At 63.6% G+C, this 19,259-nt stretch carries 15 protein-coding genes and 1 pseudogene; 10 read left to right on the top strand and 6 right to left on the bottom strand.

The features are described 5' to 3' along the window. Positions 1 to 50: 50 nt before the first annotated feature. Genes AC5Y7V_RS16365 through AC5Y7V_RS16355 form a run of 3 tightly spaced genes read left to right on the top strand, consistent with a single transcriptional unit; the run spans position 51 to position 4,323 of the window. Positions 51 to 2,264, top strand: a complete 2,214-nt coding sequence (locus AC5Y7V_RS16365) for an McrB family protein (protein WP_499881092.1) — start codon at positions 51 to 53, stop codon at positions 2,262 to 2,264. Then, positions 2,261 to 3,481, top strand: a complete 1,221-nt coding sequence (locus AC5Y7V_RS16360; protein ID WP_499881091.1) for an McrC family protein — start codon at positions 2,261 to 2,263, stop codon at positions 3,479 to 3,481. Before AC5Y7V_RS16365 ends, AC5Y7V_RS16360 begins: the two co-directional genes overlap by 4 nt. Then, entirely contained in the window at positions 3,478 to 4,323 is an 846-nt protein-coding gene (locus AC5Y7V_RS16355; protein WP_499881090.1) for an SDR family NAD(P)-dependent oxidoreductase, read from the top strand. The genes AC5Y7V_RS16360 and AC5Y7V_RS16355 overlap by 4 nt, the downstream gene beginning before the upstream one ends. On the opposite strand, the gene AC5Y7V_RS16350 is transcribed toward AC5Y7V_RS16355, so the two are convergent. The 3 genes from AC5Y7V_RS16350 to AC5Y7V_RS16340 all read right to left on the bottom strand — a co-directional run bounded on the left by AC5Y7V_RS16350 (position 4,320) and on the right by AC5Y7V_RS16340 (position 9,786). Then, entirely contained in the window at positions 4,320 to 5,150 is an 831-nt protein-coding gene (locus AC5Y7V_RS16350) for an SMP-30/gluconolactonase/LRE family protein (RefSeq protein WP_499881089.1), read from the bottom strand. The two genes, AC5Y7V_RS16355 and AC5Y7V_RS16350, sit on opposite strands and share 4 nt — an antisense overlap. A gap of 465 nt (positions 5,151 to 5,615) precedes the next feature. Further along, complete coding sequence (locus AC5Y7V_RS16345; RefSeq protein WP_499881088.1) at positions 5,616 to 8,900, bottom strand: type ISP restriction/modification enzyme; 3,285 nt, start codon at positions 8,898 to 8,900, stop codon at positions 5,616 to 5,618. A gap of 433 nt (positions 8,901 to 9,333) precedes the next feature. Next, complete coding sequence (locus AC5Y7V_RS16340; protein ID WP_499881087.1) at positions 9,334 to 9,786, bottom strand: VOC family protein; 453 nt, start codon at positions 9,784 to 9,786, stop codon at positions 9,334 to 9,336. A gap of 85 nt (positions 9,787 to 9,871) precedes the next feature. Between AC5Y7V_RS16340 and AC5Y7V_RS16335 the strand changes: the two genes are divergently transcribed. Together AC5Y7V_RS16335 and AC5Y7V_RS16330 are read left to right on the top strand one after the other, a co-directional pair. Further along, positions 9,872 to 11,140, top strand: a complete 1,269-nt coding sequence (locus AC5Y7V_RS16335; RefSeq protein ID WP_499881086.1) for a cytochrome P450 — start codon at positions 9,872 to 9,874, stop codon at positions 11,138 to 11,140. 31 nt (positions 11,141 to 11,171) lie between these two features. Then, on the top strand, positions 11,172 to 11,705 hold the full coding sequence (locus AC5Y7V_RS16330) for an IS1096 element passenger TnpR family protein (protein WP_499881085.1): 534 nt from the start codon (positions 11,172 to 11,174) through the stop codon (positions 11,703 to 11,705). Here AC5Y7V_RS16330 and AC5Y7V_RS16325 read toward each other — a convergent pair. Then, positions 11,702 to 11,986 (bottom strand): annotated as a pseudogene (locus AC5Y7V_RS16325) (HipA domain-containing protein); the annotation flags it as partial. The gene AC5Y7V_RS16330 and the pseudogene AC5Y7V_RS16325 sit on opposite strands and share 4 nt — an antisense overlap. Before the next feature lie 153 nt (positions 11,987 to 12,139). Beyond that, positions 12,140 to 13,549: a CehA/McbA family metallohydrolase gene (locus tag AC5Y7V_RS16320; RefSeq protein ID WP_499881083.1), complete on the bottom strand. Its 1,410-nt coding sequence runs from the start codon at positions 13,547 to 13,549 to the stop codon at positions 12,140 to 12,142. A gap of 211 nt (positions 13,550 to 13,760) precedes the next feature. Between AC5Y7V_RS16320 and AC5Y7V_RS16315 the strand changes: the two genes are divergently transcribed. The 5 genes from AC5Y7V_RS16315 to AC5Y7V_RS16295 all read left to right on the top strand — a co-directional run bounded on the left by AC5Y7V_RS16315 (position 13,761) and on the right by AC5Y7V_RS16295 (position 17,819). Further along, positions 13,761 to 14,030 (top strand): type II toxin-antitoxin system TacA family antitoxin, encoded by a 270-nt coding sequence (locus AC5Y7V_RS16315; protein ID WP_499881082.1) that lies wholly within the window; start codon positions 13,761 to 13,763, stop codon positions 14,028 to 14,030. A 3-nt stretch (positions 14,031 to 14,033) separates the two neighbouring features. Next, entirely contained in the window at positions 14,034 to 14,546 is a 513-nt protein-coding gene (locus AC5Y7V_RS16310; RefSeq protein ID WP_499881081.1) for a GNAT family N-acetyltransferase, read from the top strand. 21 nt (positions 14,547 to 14,567) lie between these two features. After that, positions 14,568 to 15,422 carry a phytanoyl-CoA dioxygenase family protein gene (locus AC5Y7V_RS16305; protein ID WP_499881080.1) on the top strand — a complete coding sequence of 285 codons (855 nt, stop codon included), beginning with the start codon at positions 14,568 to 14,570 and terminating at the stop codon, positions 15,420 to 15,422. A 569-nt stretch (positions 15,423 to 15,991) separates the two neighbouring features. Next, positions 15,992 to 16,228 (top strand): DUF6400 family protein, encoded by a 237-nt coding sequence (locus AC5Y7V_RS16300; protein ID WP_499881079.1) that lies wholly within the window; start codon positions 15,992 to 15,994, stop codon positions 16,226 to 16,228. A 211-nt stretch (positions 16,229 to 16,439) separates the two neighbouring features. Continuing rightward, the gene (locus AC5Y7V_RS16295) at positions 16,440 to 17,819 is read left to right on the top strand and encodes an FAD-binding oxidoreductase (RefSeq protein ID WP_499881078.1); all 1,380 of its coding nucleotides are present in this window, start codon (positions 16,440 to 16,442) and stop codon (positions 17,817 to 17,819) included. On the opposite strand, the gene AC5Y7V_RS16290 is transcribed toward AC5Y7V_RS16295, so the two are convergent. Further along, on the bottom strand, positions 17,816 to 19,252 hold the full coding sequence (locus tag AC5Y7V_RS16290; RefSeq protein ID WP_499881077.1) for a serine/threonine-protein kinase: 1,437 nt from the start codon (positions 19,250 to 19,252) through the stop codon (positions 17,816 to 17,818). The genes AC5Y7V_RS16295 and AC5Y7V_RS16290 overlap by 4 nt on opposite strands. Positions 19,253 to 19,259: the final 7 nt, after the last annotated feature.

Below are 19,259 nucleotides of genomic sequence, written 5' to 3'. Positions count from 1 at the left end.
GCAAGACGCAACTGTCACAGACATTGGCCATGGAACTTGGGAGGCACGACGTGAGAGCCGACGTGATAAACCCCAAAACGAGTGGCATCTATCTTGCTCTAGACCAGTACCGTCACACGTGTCTCGCGGGGCTCCGATCGGCTTTCCTCTCGCCCGATGATCCGCACGTTACGGACGTGTGGACCGCTCGTTCGGCAGCGGAACTGGTTGATCGTTTCATCGATCAGCCCGACACCAGCAAGCGGACATTCATCGAAAAGCTCCGCGACCAGCTGGCTCAGTCATCGCAAGAGGCGGTCCAGCTATTGGTCGAGTTGGCGTGGTTATACGTCGTGGTGTCTTGGCCGGAGGGTTATGGTTATGCGTCGAAGCGCCAACTGCTGGATGACATTGCCGCAATCAAAGGCGCAACCGGGCCGTCGGGCGTGTTCGACGAGGCATTGCATCAGGGCCTCGTAGCACCTGGCACCTCGTTCTTCACCCGCCGTCCAAACCAGTTGTGGTTGCTGATCCGCTTCGCGGAGCGGTGGACTAGTGCATCCGGCGAGTCCCGCTGCGTCTGGCTCGCCGATCCATGGGCATTCCGCGAGATGGTCTTTGCCCTGGATGGAGTCGCCGATCAAACACAACGCCACGCCTTGCTTCACCTGATACACCCGGACGCGTTTGAAGACACCGTCAGCCAATACCACAAGCGCGAGATGGCCCAACTCGCCGAGGACAGCGAGGTAGCCGAAAACGACGATCGAACCATCGCCAACGTCCGGCAGCGGCTAAGCCAAGAATTCGGGCGCGATTTCAGCTTCTACTCCCCTGAGGTCCGCAAGTTGTGGCAACCGGACGAGGAACTGGTCGAGACGCTCGCAGACATCCAAATAGAGGCGACGGCGCCGGACCGCGGCGCCTGGCTCATCCGCGGATGGGGCGGCGACGCGGTTCCAGACTGGCTAGAGCGCGGCATCTGCGCGGTCGGCTTCACCGACTCTTTCCCGTTCGCCATCGAGAAGGGGGCACCGCGAGAGGAGCTGCGGCGACAAGCTGAAGAGGCCGGAGTCGACATCACTGCCGGTGGGTTCAACCACTACCTCAGCCAGCTGTGGCGGTTCGTCAATCAGGTGGAAGTTGGCGACTACTTGGTCACGGTCAATGGTCAGCACGTCTACCTAGGCACAGTGGAATCCGACGCCCGCGATGTGATGGGAAAGGTCCGGAAAGAAACCTCCCGCTCCGTCGAGTGGTTAAACGCCGATCAACCGATGCCGCGGCGGGAGATCTCCGACAGCCTTCGATCGAAGATGAAAACACTGCTGACCCTTTCCCGCATCACTGAAGACATCGACGAACTCGAACGGTGGGTCAGCGAGCGCGGCAAGGTCATCGTCCCACCGGTTGCCCCGCCCTCAGCTTCGCTTCCGCGTGCTACACCGCAGCTTGAACAAGAGCTAAACCTCCGGGTTCCGTGGCTCGACCACGTAATCGGTCTCCTTCAAGAGAAGCGCCAGATTGTTCTATACGGACCGCCGGGCACCGGCAAAACCTTTCTGGCCCAAGCGTTGGCGGAGCACTTGAACAGCCACGGCGGGACTGCAGAGCTCGTGCAATTCCATCCGTCATACACCTACGAAGACTTTTTCGAGGGCTACCGACCGGTTCCTTCGATAGGCGGTGGCGTCCAGTTTGAGATCAAGCCAGGACCGCTGCGCCGGATCGCCGACGCGGCGCGGAAGGACAGCGCATCACCGTTCGTACTCATCATCGATGAAATCAACCGAGCGAACCTCGCAAAGGTTTTTGGTGAGCTCTACTTCCTTCTCGAATACAGGGAGCGCGCGATTGCACTTCAGTACTCCGATGAAGAATTCACGCTCCCACAGAACCTATTCGTAATCGGGACGATGAACACTGCGGATCGCTCAATCGCACTCGTGGACGCCGCTATGCGCCGACGCTTTTACTTCGTCAAGTTGGTCCCCGGCGAAGAGCCAATCGACAAGCTTCTTTCCCGTTGGCTAAAGGACCGATGCATGGACGACACCCCAAGCCGACTGCTCGCCGAACTGAACAGGCGACTCGATGAGCCAGAGGCCGCAATCGGCCCCTCCTATCTCATGACTGACGATATCGGGAAGCCAGGGCGCCTCGAAATGATTTGGCAGCACGCGATACTCCCCCTGCTTGAGGAACGCTTCTACGGGACCGGACAGAGCTTGGAGCGTTTCTCACTAGATGCGATCCGGGCAGCACTACAGCAAGAAAACCCATGATCACTCTCCACGAGTGGTCATTTAGGGACGACCTGGAATTGACTGCGGCCCAAGTTGAGACGCTAGCCAACAGCAATCGGTTCGAGCTCCGGCCCCAGCCGCGCCCCGGCGCCAGCCAGCGTTGGCGGCTGAGTGCGACGAGCTATGTCGGTGTCGCGCGCGTCGGCGAGCTTCAATTGAAAGTAGTGCCGAAAGTAGGGGTGCACCGGCTGCTCGAGCTGCTCTGCACATCGCTTGATCGAATCTCCTGGGATGAGCAAGAAGTCGCTCTCGGCGAATCCGATGACCTACTTCGCATTGTCGCAGCGTCATTTGCTCGCCGAGCCGAGCAGGTCGTACGGCGCGGTGTTCTGCAGGGTTACCGCAGCGTTGAGGAGTCGATGTTTGGCTTACGAGGACGCATTGACATGGGCAGGCAGCTGTCTCGTCGATGTGGTCTTCCACTACCTGTCGAGGTCACATATGACGACTACACCATCGACATCCTAGAGAACCAGTTGCTGCTCGGGGCCGGGATAGTGCTCCTCCGTTTGGGTGGCCTTCCCCCCGGGCTCGTCAGTCGCCTTCGGCGCCTTGAGGTTCAGCTTGACGGAGTTCACCGGACACCTCCATCACCGTCGCCGCCGCGAGTGGCGTGGACGCGCTTAAATGAACGCTACAGACCCGTAATTACCCTAGCCCGCTTGATCCTGGAGAGCTCCTCGCTGGACATCGACGGCAATCCGACATCTTCCAGCGACGCCTTTCTCGTCGATATGAACAAAGTATTCGAAGACGTTGTCGGCCTTGGGCTACAAAGAATCCTCGAGGGAACTGGCTTGCGGGTCCTCCTTCAGCACATCGACCACCTCGACTACAACCGCTTTGTTGGCATCCAGCCGGACATCGTTGTGCGTGACGCGTCCGGCTCGGTCGCGGCCGTCGCAGACATCAAGTACAAACGACCATCAACAAACAAGCTGTTGCCCGACGATGTTTACCAAGCAGTCGCTTACGCAACTCGGTACGGGCTCGATCGAGTCGCCCTTATCTTCGCGGAGCCTCCGCCAGTGTCCGAGCTGCACGTTGCCGGAATTACGGTTCAGCTCCAATCTGTCGACCTATCAGCCACCCTCAATGAGCGGCAACAGGCAATGACCACAATTGCGCAACAATGCCTTCTTCCAACGGGTATGGCCGACGCTGACTGGTGGGGGCGAAACGGAGGTCGGCCATGATCGATTTGGGGCTGTCCGGCAAGCGCGCCGTGGTGTCGGGTGCGGGCTACATCCCGGAGCGTGCGGGCCATGGCTGGTTCACGTCGTTGGCCCTCGCCGAGGCGGGCGCCTCGGTGGCGTGTATCGATATCGACGAGCAGCGCGCGCATCGCATCGCCGACGAGATCGCCGGCCGGGGAGGCAAGGCCGTGCCGATCGTCGCCGACATGACCGACGCTATGCAGGTCGGTCGGGCGGTCGACGATGCGGTCGCGGTGTTGGGCGGGGTCGATGTGTGCGTCGACATCATCGGCGGCGCCACCTGGTCGAAGGTCGAGGAGACCAGCACCCAGTTGTGGGACGCGGCGATCCACTACAACCTGACGCAGGTGTTCTACCTCTTCCAAGCCGTTGGGAGGTACATGATCGCCCAACGCAGCGGGGGGTCGTTGGTGGCGATCGCCTCGGTCGACGGCATCGCGGCGGCGACCTACCACGCCGCTTACGGTGCCGCGAAGGCCGGCGTCATCTCGCTGGTCAAGACCTTCGCCGACGAACTGGGGCGGTACGGCATTCGCGCCAACGCGGTCGCGCCCGGCAATGTGGGCACCGGCAACGAGGACCAGCCGCCAAACGAGTACGCCGTCAACGGAATTAACCCGCTGGCCGCGCCCCGCGCGCACGACATCGCCAACGCCGCGTTGTTCCTGTCATCGGAACTGGCCGCCCGCATTACCGGTCAGACGCTCGTCGTCGACGGCGGGGCGACCATTCGGCAGCTGTGGGGGCTGCCGGAATCGATGATCCCTTCGGAGCCGGACGAGGCGCTGCCGGACTTCATGCGGCCCGGGCCGTCGGTCTAGCGCTGGTGGATTAGCGGGAGGCCCGGAACCGAGCTTCTGCCCTTGAGGACGTAGGGGGTGGCGATCGATCCGATGTAGATGTCGCGCATGTCCGGTCCGCCCCAGGCGACGCTGGTGGGGCCGCTTAACAGGGTGCCGTCGGGGTCTTCGATCACGGTTGTGGCCCGGCCGTCCGGGCTGATCACCACGAGCCTGTTGGCGAGAACGAGTGTGACCCAGAGGTTTCCGTCGGCGTCGAACGCGCATCCGTCGGCCATCCCCCACCGGCGACTGACCTCCGGGTCGGCCAGGAACCGACCCGCGTCCGGGCCGAACTCGTCTAGGCGCCGGCCGCCCAGCGGCGGGCCGAATCGCTCTGGCGGCCCGAGTGTTTCGCCTTGGATCGGAAACCGCACCACGTCGGCGGCGACCGTGCGGACCGCATACACGTAGTCCTCGTCGGGATCGAGCGCCATGCAGTTCGGGAAGTTCACTGCATCGGCGACCACTTGCGCCGATTGGCGATCTGGTGCGACCCGAAAGATGAACCCATCCGCGGTGTCGCGCGCGATGGTTTCCATGAGGTCGTCTGCGATCGTGCTCACCGAACACCAGAGCGCTCCAACGGAATCCACCAGAACGAAGTTCAACCACCGCAGCGGGCTTCCGTCGAGTTGTCCGCCAAGCACTATCGTGATCGCGCTGGTCACCGGGTCGAGGTCCTGCAGAACACCCGAGCCAAAATTCGCGATCAAAAAGTGGCCGTCTCCGTCGATCGCGATCCCGTTCGGCTCGCCGCCCGCGTGGCCCATGCGCCGAACAGTGTTCTCATCGACGAGCTCTGCCACAGCCGAGGCCTTATCGGAGGCGAACACACGACCATCGCCAGCCACCACAACGTGTTCCGGGCGTTCCACGCCGCACCCGACGGGATGCAAACAGGTCACCTCGATGGCGGTTTCGCCCGTTGCGCTCATCGATTCCCCTGGTGGACTTGTCGCGAACCAACGTCAGGCTAGCGGAGGCGGCGCATCATGGAAGGGTGCGGATCAGAGTCGGGGTTTCCGCCGCGCTCGAGGCGCGCCCAACCGCGGTGGAGCCCACAATGGACGCGTACGGCGGGCCGCGAGTGAGGCGCCGTGTTTGGCCGCGCTTAGCCCTACCGCCATCACCCATGGCTGCGGTACGAACCTGATGCTGTTCAATCGCGGCCGGACTACGGAACGAACCCCTAGGCATGACAATGCACCGATGAGCGGTTTGCCCTAAGCTCCGTGATGACCCGATCGACCCGACAACGAGATTGATCGGATCTAAAAAAGGCCGCCAGTGTCGTATCTTGGCTTTCGGTCCTTGTCTTGGGTAGGCCATGCGACCCCAGCGTTTGATAGGTCGGATGCGGTGAAGAGTGGTCCAGCCAGTATTGACCGCAATATGTCATCCTGTTGCGACTCGAGACCGACTAAGCGGGTCAGCAACGTAAGTAACTCGTTGAGCTCTTGAGTCCAGGAATGTTCCCAACTCGCAGGGTTGATGTCGTCTAGCGGAGAGGTCCGTTTCCCTGCAGGCTTTTCGCCGCGGTAGTCAACCCATGACTTAAGAACGTTTCTACCCCCCACTTCGTAGTCGACCGCGTCACGTGTTACTGGACCGAACGTGCCCCCGCCAATCTCGAGTTCTTTCGTTACCTCATTGTAGGTATATCCCGTCGGAAGTTCCTTGACCGCTTTGTGGTTACCGATGCGGCGTGGGTCTTCTTTAGAAAAAGCAATGTTTCCACGGGGCCTCTTGCTGGTATCGAAGAACACACCGCCGTACGTCTGTGTCCAGATGACACTCTTGCCGAGTTCGACCGCCTGTGCCCAGAGGGATGGATCTTTCGTGATGGGTATGCGAATCCCCGGAGTTTCAAGCTCGTCGGCGAACGTCTGCGTGAAGCCTGGGTGTCCTGTCACTGAGGCCATGTAGGCGAGGACATCCTCGGCTGTGACTTCCTCACCGAATTCGGCCGTCAGCACCGCGACAAGCTCCTGTGCAAGATTGGCACTTCCGTCGGGATGAAGGAACGGCAGTGTCCTGCCCCCACGATTGTTGAAATGATGGAAGTCGGGGATAAAGCGTGAGAACAGCAATCCAGGACCATCCGAAACCGAATCACTGTGTTGCTCAACCACATACACCTGGTTGGCTAACCCCCACGCCGCCCAAAGCCCCGCACGCGCACGATGGATGACACGCGGGTCAGCAATCAATTTCTGTCGGTCGAACGCACGGAAACCGACTGTCACAATGGGTTCCATGGCGGCGTTGGCTTCGAGTGTCGCGATCGGCGGAAGCCTATTCTCATGCTCGTAGCCAGGCAAGTCCTTGAATTGTGTTTGCATGGCTCCCGTTGTGTCTTTCATAAGGACACGCCGAACGTCGAGATCTGACTCACCCACAAGTCGGTTCCAGCGCTCCTTAAGGATTGCGTCCGAGGGTGAGTAGACCCATGTCCGGGTAGGAAAAATCCCCGGAGAATACCAGGGCATAAGTTGATCCACAGTGGGCCATTCGTCCCACGCCGTGTCGGCTGCAGCGGTAAACGGTGCGGTCCAGGTTGTCCGAACTGGACGCCACCCTGGCGCATCGAGCGAAAGTTCTTGCAGCGCCTTGAACTTGTCGCCGCGTTTGCCGTGCAACGCAATGTAGCTCAGGTCGGCGGGAATTTCTGATGAGGCGTGTGGGCCCCGCAGATATATGCCGATTGCGAGCGGTTGGCGCACACCAGGAAAGATTCGCGTTGGTACGTCAGGGGTCTGACCCTCCGGAGTGAGATCGATGATCCAGCCGGTCTCGGCGCGTTCTCGTATGTATTTGCGCATGCCGGTGAATGCTGAACCCGTCAGGTAACCCGATGTCGTGATGAAGCAAACAACGCCAGTTTCGTCTGCGGGTATGGATTCCCAAACCTTCCAGGTCGCCCACCGCCAGAAGAAGACATAGAGGTTTTTTAGCTTTGCTGCAATACGTCCAGGTACCCCCACAAGCCAATCATCGAGGATCGCATCAGCATGGCCGGCTGCACCGCTACCCCGCTCGACCCAACCTCCTTGACCTGCGGCCAATTCGCGATACGGCGGGTTTCCAATGACGACGTTGACTTTTTGGCTGCGCTTTAGCGCATTGGCATTCTTACGGGACTTCGCGATTGTCATCAAGCTATAGGCAATCTGTGTGACGTCGGCGGTCGGGTCATCGAGGGTATCAGTCACATATAGCTTTAGACCTTCGGCAGGGATGGTGGCGTTCGCGTCAGCCAAGAGTTCGGAAATGCGTAGCTCCGCCACAGCGAACGGACCCATCTGTATCTCGAAGCCCGCTAGGCGTCCGGCCAATTCGGACAATGCACCAGCCACTGCACCTGCGCCTTGTTCTTCTTTAACGTACTGGCTGACGGTTTCGACGACCGACTGGAGAAACGTGCCGGTCCCCATCGCGGGATCGACGGTGAATACTTGAGGCGAGGCGAATCCAGCTTGCACACCGAGGTGTGAAACCACGGCATCTTGCGTGAGCCTCACCATTTCTTTTACCAGTTCGTGTGGCGTGTAGTAGGTGCCCGATGCCTGGCGAAGTTCGTCGTCGTACTCAGCGAGGAACTCCTCGTATAGGTAGAGGTATAAGTCGCGACGGGTTTTGCGGATCTTGTCCCACTGTACGGCGCCGACCACGGTCGTCAAAATGTCCAAGGCGACTTTGAAGTCCGCGGCAACGTCCTCCGTAAGGAGTTGCAATGCACGTCCCATCAAGGAGTGCTGAACAAGCAATTCCTTGCCAACATCGTGCAGGCTGCGTCCTTGAACATCAATTCCGGTCGTGCGAGCAAGTAATAGTGCGAACGTGACGGCTTGCGCATAACCGTCGGCGAATGTCTTGTCGCCCGCTTGGGGGAAAAGCAGACGCTTCCAGTCGCGTGCGAGCCCCATAAATGGCTGATCGTCTTCCGAGGCTCCAGACTTCACTTTCCGATGCTCGGCCGTGAGTTGATCGAGCACGTCACCGCGGAGAAGCCGCGTTAGTGGTGCGATCGCACGGACGAGGGATTGCACGGAAGTAATGTCCGCAGCCTTCCAATCAAGGAACTTGCGGATGACCGTTTCGAACTTCGCGTTGGACCGCAGCTTCGGACCCGCATCGGCAAGGGCAGCTTCGGAAAGGGTGGCTTGCTCGATCAGATTGCCGTCGGTATAGAGCCGCCACTGAGTCCCGTTGGTGTAGATGAGGTTTGGGAGATCCTTTTGTCGGTTCCACTGCTCAAGGTCGTGACCCGTCATTTGCTGGGGATCTATCGACCGCCCCGGTGCTTTGACCTCGATGTACCCCATCATCGTCTTTTTGATCGACACCCCGTAGTCCGGACGTACACGCCGCTCCTCGTCCCGGACCTCGTCATGGAGGACTGCGGGACGTCCGCACAGTTGTCCCATCTGTGAAACCATGTTGGCGAGAGGCGTACGGATGGCCGCTTCAGGATCGCCAGGGCCAGCCAGTTTCTCGGCACATGCTTTACCGAACGTACCGACCGCTGCATCCCACGGATCAAGTTTCGAACCCACTCGCCCAGATTAGAAGGGCGCCACGACAAAATGCCGCAGACGCACTCAAACCCCGCCGGAAGGACTGCTGTGCGCCAAGGAGAGGCCGTACAGCACTAGGGACCCTGCATTCAACCCGCACGGAAGGTGGGCGTCGCCGGTCAGGCTAGAGGTGCCGTTACTCGCCAAGACCGTGTGCCGTACCGGCGTGTTTCTGGCGCATTTCCGGACATGCGCTGCAGCTTATCCACCAGCTCGACGTCGCTGATTCCAGGCCAAAGCGTCTCGGCCAGGTCAAGCACTCGAGGGCAGTCGCTGCGTCCTAGAGCACCGTCGGGCGCCTCGGACAGGTCGAAGATCTTCCTCGTCCTGGCCAAAGCGTCTTCCCCGCGACCAACGGATCATGAATCCTTAGGCACGGCCTACCTGCTCACCGCCGTGAAGGAAACGCGCTCTAAGGCCGGGGCGGCAGCGCCGACAACCACCCATCGGAAAGCAATTCCAACAATTGCCCATCCGGATCGCGGATCATCGCCATCGCCTCGTTGACCGTCCCCTCGACCACCGCTCCCCCGAACTCCTCGACTTTCTTCAACGCGCCTGCAAGGTCGGACACCGAAAACGAAATATGCGTCAGCCCAATCTGATCCATGACGCGCTCCGGCCCAGCGTGAACCTGACGCATCGAGTAGTCCATGAGTTCGAGCACAAACCCATCGCGCACCAGGTAGGTCGCATGCACCCCGAGCGGCTCGGGAAGCTGCACGAGCTTGGCGGTGGGGCCGTCGGGCGGATCAAGCTCCCACCAGAACTGAAACCCGAGCACGTTCTCGTAGAAGCGACGCGACCGCTCGCGATCGGAGACACACAATCCGACATGGTTGAAGGTCGTCCGGTGACTACTCATCGCGGCCTTTCTTGGCGGAACCCCAGCGCGTAATAATGCAAAGATAGTGCAAAAAGCCGAGCTCGCCGCGGTGGAGGACTTTCCGATGACAACCCGTCCCGACGTCAGCCCCGACGCAGTCGTCGAGTTCGACCATCACTCCGACGAATACAACCTCAACGAACTGGCCATCAACGCCGACCTGAGAAACAAGTGCCCGGTCGCCTGGAACGAGAACTACGACGGATTCTGGTTTCTGAGCAGCTACGCCGCGGTGAGCCAAGCGGCAAGAGACGGCGACACCTTCTCCCACAAGTACGAGCCCGACGCCGAAGACGGCGTCGACTACCAGGGAGAGATGGGCGTCCCGCGCCCCGAAGGCCAGCCGGCGCTCGGCATCGGCGAGATCGACGGCCCCTACCACCTCGCCCTACGGCACGCCCTGGCCCCATTCCTGTCGCCGGGAGCCGTCCAGAAACTAAAGCCGTTCATGGAGCAATCGGCGCACTGGTTTCTGGACCAAAAAATCGCCGACGGCCAGATGGACCTCGTGCTCGACTACGCCAGCCCGGTCCCGGCCATCCTCACCATGAAGCTGATGGGCCTGCCCTACGACAACTGGCACCTCTACGCCAACCTCTTCCACTCGATGATGGCCATCCCCCAGGGCAGCCCCGAGTACATCGACGCCATCTCCCAAGTCCCGGCCATGATGCAAGAAGTCATCGAGTTCGCGGCCGCCCGGCGCGGCAACCCGAAAGACGACCTGACCAGCTTCCTCATCCAGTTCGAATTCGACGGCCAGCGCCTCACCGATGAACAGCTGCTCAACATTCTCTGGAACCTCATCGCCGGCGGCGTCGACACCACCACCTCGCAGACCGCGCTGACCCTGCTGCACCTGGGCACCCACCCGGAGCTGCGTCAACAACTGATCGACCACCCGGAGCTCTACCGCACCGCCACCGACGAGTTCCTGCGCTACTTCTCGGTCAACCAAACCCTGAGCCGCACCGTCACCAGAGACGTTGAGCTCAACGGCCAACACCTGCGAAAAAACGACCGCGTCGTCATCAGCTGGCTTTCCGCCAACCACGACGAGCAGGAGTTCGATCGACCCGACGAGATCATCCTGGACCGAACACCCAACCGCCACTTGGCCTTTGGGCTCGGGCCGCACCGCTGCATCGGCTCGCACCTGGCGCGCCTCATGTCCGAGGTGATGGTCAAGGCGGTGCTCGACCGCATCCCCGACTACCAGGTCGACGTCGAAAACGTCCATCAATACCTGGGCAACCCCAGCATGACCGGGCTGGGCAAGCTGCCGGTCACCTTCACCCCGGGGGCGGGCAGGAGCACCTCACACCCCTGGTGATCACCCGCGTTGCAAGGCAGGATCGCTAGTCATGGCGCGGACGTGGTTGTCCATTCGGGTGGACTTGGTCAGCGGCCGCGGCGAGGATTACTGGCCACGCCCGGGCCGGTTGTTCGCCGCGGCCCGGTCTCATCGTTTCAGCCAGCTCGCCGAGGCGATTGACACCGCGTTCGCTCGCTGGGACCGCGCGCACCTCTACAAATTCGACCTGGCCGACGGTCGGGTGATCGGCCGGCCCGAGTTCGACGACTTCGACCTGGGCATCCTCGACGGTGACGCGACGAAGCTGTCGACGTTGTCACTGGGCGACAAATTCGCCTATGAATTCGATCTTGGCGACGGCTGGACGCACCTGTGCGAGGTGGCACCCGAGCGGATCGACCCGGAATCCGAGCTCGGAATTGTGCCGCGGTCCCCCCTTCCGTATTGGGGCTGGGGCGCAATCCCCGACCAGTACGCTCGGCGCTGGATCGACGACGACGGCGAAAGCACCGAGCCGCCCAATCCCGGGCTGAGCGACCTGCCGCCGCTACAACCGGGATGGGGCCTGCGGTCACGCCATTAGGCCCGCAGGCTCTCGATTCGCCTGCGCAACATCTGCGCAAGCAGCTTGGTTTGGCGCCCGTCGAAGCCGATTTCCCCGCACTTGTCCGGCCAATCCCGGGCGGCATCGACGATCGCGTCGATCATCCTTGTGGTGGCGCGTGGACGTAGGCCGAGGCGTTCGGCGGCCTCAACGAAGTCCGCGCGAGTGAGGCGATTTGCGCGCCCATAGAGGTTGAGCGCCATGGGGTCTCGCCAGCGGGTGTAGGGCTGGGTGCAAAGCAGGTCATAGGCGGGCGTGGGCCGCCAAACACCGTCGAGGTCTCGGACCCACCATTTGACTCCTTATGCTTGAAATTGAACGCACAACAAGCTTGCAGCGTCAGCATCGAGGATTTCAAAGCGTCTATGCTTCAAATTCCACGCTTAAGCCCCTCGGGGGCTTTGAGAACTACCTCAGCGCGAGCTCGTAGCCAGCCACACCGGATTCGTCAACGTGACCATCGCGCCGAGCGGGCGCCGCTGAGTCTCACGTATCTCCAACCTCGCGAAGCGTGCCGACGCGGCGCCGAGCTCCCAACGCAGCATGGTCCGCGCCGGCCCGGGCACCGCGGCCCGGCCGAAGCAACCCTCCGCGGTGATCAGCGAAGCGGTCGTCCCGGCGGCCCCGGTGACCATGGCGGTGACGGTGACCGGAGCATCGGGCGGCACCGGCAACGTTTCGCCAAGACCGGCCCCCCGGCCCGCGCACGCCGCGGTGAGTTCCACTGTGACAGCGCGTGATCGGGCTATGTACGAGCGGCCGCGGCGCAACCCATCCAAAAGCGCCGGCGTCGACAGCCCACGCGCATGCACGACCGTCTGCGGCGAACCGACCGGCTGCCGATGGGCGTGCGAGTCGCTACCGCCGACCGCCACGACGCGCCGACCCTCGCACAGCAGCCGCTGCCAAATGCGCAGCGACACTTCGTCGTCGAGGTTCCAGCGGCCGTTCCACACCTCGAGCCCGTCGACGTGGTCAAAGCCGAACTCCCACAACGACCCCGGCACCGGCGCGGCGGGATGCGCGGCGATCACCAAGCCACCGCCCGAACGGACTTCAGACGCGAAGCGCGGGAACACCCCGTCGCGCGGCGCGTATCGCCAGTCGACCCACCCACCCGGCGGCAGGCCGACGGCCAGCCAGTGCCCGTGGCGGGTGGTGACCTCCTCGCCGGGAATCACCAGCAACCCGCCGGTGCGGCACGCGGGCCACACCCGGTTCGCGGAGTTCGTGTTGTGGTCGGTGGAGACGATGAAGTCCAGTCCGCTCTCGCGCGCGGCCGCCACCAGCTCGCCAGGATGGCGCTCGCCGTCGGAGTGCACGGTGTGCAGGTGCAGGTCCCCGCGGTACCAGCCCGCTCGGCCGACCACCGGGGCCGGATACGCGACCATCGGGACGCTTTCCGGACCGGATTGCCCGCGCTCGAGCGTGACGCGCGCCTCCCAGGCCATTCCCCACGGGCTCAGCACCACCGGACCGAGCGCGACCGCCCACAGGCCCGGCTCGATGCGGCCCGCCAGGTAGCCGGGCGTGGCGTGGCCGGCGGAAATCACAAAGCCGTCGCGGGCCCCGCCGGACCATCCCCGGAATCCGGCCGCATTGCCCAGCTCGTGCCCCGCCGGCCCAAACATGCCAAGATCCAACACGTTTCGGATCGGCCCGCCCACCGCGAAGCGGTCATGCGACGTGCTCACCCGAATCCGCTGGACCCCCAACGGAACCTCGAACGGCAGGTAGGCCCACTGGTCGATCCCAAACCCGAACCGGCCCGAAAACGACAGCTGGATCGCCTGGCCCTCGCGCTGTTCGGTCGCGATGCTCACGGCCGTCCTCCCCTTTTCGGTACCCGCCCAGCATCCCGCACCGATGAGTAACCAGCCGTTACTTCGACGCGAACGCCCGTCGTCGGGGCACTGTCATTTAAGAGCTGACTTACTCGGGCTGTCCCCAGCCCCTTGCTGCACGTCACTAGCTATGTACGTACATTCGCCGTACAATCACATGACGAGCGAGTTACCTAGAGGAGGCGGCGCTGTGGCAGTCAAGACGAAGCGCATCGAGCTTCGCGCGGAGCAAGCGACCTTGGACCGGATCCAGCATGCCGCCAACCTTGTTCATGAGCAGACGTCGGAATTCGTGCGGAAAGCGGCGATGCAACGGGCCGAAGACGTCCTGCGTCAGGAGTTGGTGACGGTGATGGAGGCCGAGCAGTTCGACAAACTGATGTCCTCGCTCGATGCCGCTGACGACGCCCCGCGACTGGCGGCAGCCGCACGCAAACCGGCGGTCTTCACAAGGCGTTGACCAATGTTCGAGTCCGCGCGACTCACTGACGCCCACGCGTTGGAAGGATTCGACTGCGGTAAGGAATCGCTGAATAACTGGCTCATCGCGCATGCCCGTCGCGCGAACAGCAGCGGAGTTGCACACGTCTACGTGTGGACCCCGGTGGGCGAGCAGCAAGTCCGCGCCTATTTCGCCATCTGTCCCACCGAGGTTGTACGCAACGACGACGGGCTTTCGGGATCCATGGCCGGCGGCTTTTCCCGCATACCCGGATATTTGATTGCTCGCCTGGCGGTCGACTCATCGCTTCGAGGTCAGGGATATGGCGAGCAGCTGCTTCTCGACGCACTAGGCAAAGTCGTCGCCGCATCGGAAATCGGCGGCGGCCGGCTCATCGTCGTTGACGCGATAGACGACGAGGCGCAATCCTTCGACGAGCATTACCACTTTGTTCCGGTCAGGAATCGCGAGCGTCGTTTGGTCATGAAAGTGTCCACGGCGGCGAAAGCACTCGGGCACCTTGACCCTCAGTGAAGTTGGGTTCAGGGTCGGGATATGAGCATCGACGACGAACCCGTCAGGACGCTGGACGACCTCAAAAGCGATCTGGCGGGCCGGCACAAGTGGACAGCTAGCGGCGGCGCGTCCGTCGACCCCGCGATCGTCGACGCCGACATGGCTGCCCTCGACCGAGACGGCTTCGTCATCTGGGAGAACCTGCTCGGCGCCGACGAGTGTCAGCAGATCCGCGACACCGTCACGCCCTGGCTCGGCCACACCGGACGCAACTCCTTCGAAGGACGGCGCACCCAGCGCATCTACAGCGTGCTGAGCAGGACCCGCGTATGTGACCGGCTCGTCGACCATCCGCGCGTGCTGGCGGTCCTCGATCGACTGCTGATGCCCAACTACCTGCTTTCGGCGTTGCAGGCCATCAACATTCAGCCGGGCGAGTCACCCCAGCTGCCTCACCACGACGACGGGTTCTACCCGATCCCACGTCCCCGGGATCCCTTGGCAGCCGCGACAATCTGGGCGATCGACGACTTCACCGCCGACAACGGCGCCACGGTGCTGCTGCCCGGCAGCCATCGCTGGGGCAGGCGCCCGCCCGGGCCGGACGATCCCGCGCTACCCGTCGTCATGCCCGCCGGCTCCTGCGTCTTTTTCGTGGGAACCTTGTGGCACGGCGGCGGCGCCAACACGACCGACCACGCGCGGCTCGCCGTCACCGCCCAATACTGCCAACCGTGGCTGCGCCCGATGGAGGCCTTCACTCTGTCGATCCCCCGCGAAATGGCGCGAACGCTCTCGCCCGACCTGCAACGCATGATCGGTTACAGCGTCCACCCGCCGTTCGTCGGCGCGGTCGACGGCCTGCACCCCATCCGGTTGCTAGACCAGCCGTGAGACGTCAGTACGCCAGTGTCGGAGTACGGCGGATCCACTCCGGTGTCTCCAATTGGTCGAGAACGAAAGCGGCGAGGTCGGTGCGGGACAGCGTTTAGCCTCCCCACGGATTGCATCCGTCTCCGATGCGGTAGTCGCCGCGCGCACGGCCGTCGGTCAAGTGGGCCACGCGGATGACCGGCTCGTGGCCAGCCGGCCCCAGGCAGGCCCACTGGTCAATCCCGAAGCCGAACCGCCCCGAAAACGACAGCTGGATCGCCTGGCACTCTCGCCGCTCAGTCGCGACGCTCAGGCTGCCCTCCCCTTTCGGTACACCGCTTACGACGGCACTAACAACACTCGTCGGGCCACTGTCGCGTTCATTAGCCGTCGCGACTGTGATGTTGTGCACAGCGACGCCGGGAACGCCCAGCTGCGACCGCATAGGCGACGCGAACGCGTGTGATCTGGGCCGCGTTCAAGTTTCCGGACCCGCCGCGCCCGGTTAGTCTCTGCGGAATCTCTCGGCCGCGATCGGCCGGTGCCCCGGCGCCAGCGCCGGAATCACAATTCCAATCCGTGGGAGACCCATGTCCAAAAATCCAGGCGATTTCGCATACGACCTGACGCTCGACGAAGCGCGCCGGCGCGCGGCGGTCCTCGAGGCAATCGGGGGCGACTGGGATCCCGTTCATGTGCTCGCCGAGGAGGAGCGCGCCTGGGACCTGCTGTACAGCGGGCTCGACGACGACCAGCAGCGGATCTACGACGAGCTGGTCGCTGCGGGAGTACTCCCGGATCGGACGGCGAACCGTGTTACCGATTGATCCCCACGCCGACCGCGGCCGACGCGCCTGGCTGCTCTGCCCGCAGTGCGATCACGCCAGGCACTGCGACGACTGCCGCGGCCCACGCAACTGCACGAACCACTGGCAGTACCTGCTGAGCAACCGGGCCTGGGTGGTGCACCTGCAGTGCCCGGCCTGCGGTCATCTCTGGAGCGCCGACACCCGGTAACCGCCTATTAGAGTAATCGCGATGAGCGATATCACGGCGCGGTTTTCCGAAATCGTCGGCGAGCACAACCTGCTCACTGGCGACGCGATCCCCGAGGACTACTGGCACGACGAGGTGTTGACCTCGGCGCCGCAAAAACCCGCGTACGTCGCCAAACCGGCCACCGCGGAAGAGGTCGCCGAGCTGCTGAAAACCGCCACCGCACACCAGATCCCGGTGACCGCCCGCGGCTCCGGCAGCGGCCTGTCCGGCGCGGCGATCCCGCGCGCAGACGGGCTGCTGATCTCCTTCGAGCGGATGAACGCAATCCTCGAGGTCGACACCACCAACCAGGTCGCCGTCGTCCAACCCGGCGTGACACTCACCGAGCTGGACGCCGCGACCGTCGACTCCGGGCTGAGCTACATGGTGCAGCCGGGCGAGCTGTCCTCGAGCGTCGGCGGCAACGTCGGCACCAACGCCGGCGGCATGCGCGCGGTCAAGTACGGCATCGCCCGCCACAACGTGCTCGGGTTACAGGCGGTGCTGCCCACCGGCGAGATCATCCGCACCGGCGGCAAGATCGCCAAGGTCTCCACCGGCTACGACCTGACCCAGCTCATCGTCGGCTCGGAGGGCACCCTGGCCCTGGCCACCGAGGTGATCGTCAAGCTGCACCCGCGCCTCGACCACGCCGCCACCGTGCTCGCCCCGTTCGCCGACTTCGACCAGGTCATGGAGGCGGTGCCGCAGGTTCTCGCCAGCGGCCTGGCGCCCTACATCCTCGAATACATCGACAACATGACGATGGCCGCGCTCGTCCACACCCAGAACCTGGAGCTCGGCGTTCCGGATAACGTCCGCGACAGCTGCCAGGCGTATCTCGTTGTGGCGCTTGAGAACCGCACGGCGGAGCGGCTCGACGAGGACGTCGAGCGGGCCGGCGAACTGGTGGTCGAGCTGGGCGCCGTCGACGCCTATGTGCTCGAAGGGGTTTCGGCGCGCAAGCTGATCGAGGCGCGGGAAAAGGCGTTCTGGACGGCCAAGGCGATCGGCGCCGACGACATCATCGACACCGTCGTGCCGCGCTCGGCGATGCCGAAGTTCCTCGCCGCCGCGCGCGAACTGGCGGCGACGGCCGGCGGCGCGGCGGCCGGCTGCGGACACGCCGGCGACGGCAACGTGCACCTGGCCATCATCTGCAAGGACCCGGTCAAAAAGAAGCAGCTGATGACCGACATCCTGGCGCTGGCAATGGAATTGGGCGGTGCGATCTCCGGGGAACACGGCCTGGGCCGCGCCAAGACCCCGTACTTCCTACAACTCGAAGACCCCGTCAAGGTCGACCTCATGCGTCGCATCAAGCAGAGCTTCGACCCAGCGGGCATCCTCAACCCCGACGTCTTGTTCGGGGAAACCTAAGTGGCGCTTGCGTATTGGAGCACCGGCTCCGACGAGTCGACGTGGCCGTTGCTGATGATCCGAAGCCGTTCCGGGCGCACCTCATAGCGAACCCCATTTTCCGGATTGGTGACGTCGAACCCGTCGGAAGACCGCACCGCGTCGGTCAGCTCGATGTGGGCGCCGTCGCGGATGCGCTCACCCCGGTAGTAGAAACTGCCATTCGCGGTTTGGCACACCACCGCGAGCGACTGGGCGGTTCGCACCACCGCCGCCGGAGGGTTGCCCGGGTCGCACCGCGCCGTCTCACCGACGAAGCCCAGGCCGTCGGCGCCCTGCACGGGCTGTGAGAGCGACGGCGTCTTCGTCGTCGACGAGGTCGGGGGCGCCGCCGTTTGAGGCGACGCACTGTTGCGCGTGCCGCCGAAAAGCACAAGCGTCACCGCGATGACCGCCGCGACAACCAAGAGGGCCACCGCCGCCCCGGCCACGAGGGCGGGCGCCCGGTTGCCCGGCCGCTGGGGCTGCGGCGCGGGCGGCGGATACGGGCTGTAACCGGTGTCGTCCGGGTTCGGGTAGACCGTCGAGAACGCCCGGGTGCGCGACGGCTCCGGGATCGACGGCGCCATCCCGAAAGCCGCCCTGGCGAGTTCACCCGCCGACGAGAATCGCGCGCCCGGATCCTTGGCCATCCCGCGGGCGATGACGTCGTCGAGCGCCTTGTCGATCCCCCGGCGCATGATGCTCGGCCGGGGCGGCGGCATCTGCAGGTGCGCGGCGATCAGCTGCGGGATTTCCGCGCCCTCGAACGGCGCGTGACCGGTGAGGCACTCGTAGAGCACGCACGCCAGCGAGTAGACGTCGGTTTGCGGTCCCACCGGGGCGCCGTCGAAGCGTTCGGGCGCCATGTAGGCGCACGACCCGATCAACGGTCCGCCCGCCGTCAGGCTGGGATCGCCGTGGGCCTGGGCGAGGCCGAAGTCGACCAGGTACGCGAAGTTGTCGCGGGTGAGCAGCACGTTCTCCGGCTTCACGTCCCGATGCACCAGGCCCTCGGCATGGGCCGCGTCCAGCGCCGACGCCACCTGTGCCGTGATCGCCGCCGCCTGACCGGGGTCGAGCGCACCCCGCTCGCGCAGCAGATCCTTGAGGCTGCCGCCGTCGACCAGGCGCATGTCGATGAAGAGCACCCCATCGATTTCGCCGAAGTCATGAACCGGGATGACGTGCGGTTCCTGCAACCGCGCCGCCAGCTGGGACTCTCGCCGAAAGCGCTGCTGGAAACCCGGGTCCGCCGCCATCTCGGGGCGCAAGAGCTTGAGCGCGACCATCCGACCCTTGCTCGTGTCGTAGGCCCGGTACACCTCGCCCATTCCGCCCGCGCCGACCAGTGATCGCAGCTCGTAGGGCCCGAACCGGGTGCCAACCCGCGTGCGGCGATACGGCGTAAACATTGGACCA

Source organism: Mycobacterium sp. NGS34 (assembly GCF_059812845.1).
Note: the sequence above shows the minus strand (reverse complement) of the source record. Positions and strands in the feature narration are given on the sequence as shown.

Excerpts from the sequence above, each read along its gene's own strand:
- AC5Y7V_RS16355 (WP_499881090.1), top strand. The coding sequence starts at position 3,478 with ATGATCGATTTGGGGCTGTCCGGCAAGCGCGCCGTGGTGTCGGGTGCG.
- AC5Y7V_RS16330 (WP_499881085.1), top strand. The coding sequence starts at position 11,172 with ATGGCGCGGACGTGGTTGTCCATTCGGGTGGACTTGGTCAGCGGCCGC.
- AC5Y7V_RS16290 (WP_499881077.1), bottom strand. The coding sequence starts at position 19,252 with ATGTTTACGCCGTATCGCCGCACGCGGGTTGGCACCCGGTTCGGGCCC.
- AC5Y7V_RS16295 (WP_499881078.1), top strand. The coding sequence starts at position 16,440 with ATGAGCGATATCACGGCGCGGTTTTCCGAAATCGTCGGCGAGCACAAC.
- AC5Y7V_RS16310 (WP_499881081.1), top strand. The coding sequence starts at position 14,034 with ATGTTCGAGTCCGCGCGACTCACTGACGCCCACGCGTTGGAAGGATTC.
- AC5Y7V_RS16335 (WP_499881086.1), top strand. The coding sequence starts at position 9,872 with ATGACAACCCGTCCCGACGTCAGCCCCGACGCAGTCGTCGAGTTCGAC.
- AC5Y7V_RS16340 (WP_499881087.1), bottom strand. The coding sequence starts at position 9,786 with ATGAGTAGTCACCGGACGACCTTCAACCATGTCGGATTGTGTGTCTCC.
- AC5Y7V_RS16360 (WP_499881091.1), top strand. The coding sequence starts at position 2,261 with ATGATCACTCTCCACGAGTGGTCATTTAGGGACGACCTGGAATTGACT.
- AC5Y7V_RS16300 (WP_499881079.1), top strand. The coding sequence starts at position 15,992 with ATGTCCAAAAATCCAGGCGATTTCGCATACGACCTGACGCTCGACGAA.
- AC5Y7V_RS16305 (WP_499881080.1), top strand. The coding sequence starts at position 14,568 with ATGAGCATCGACGACGAACCCGTCAGGACGCTGGACGACCTCAAAAGC.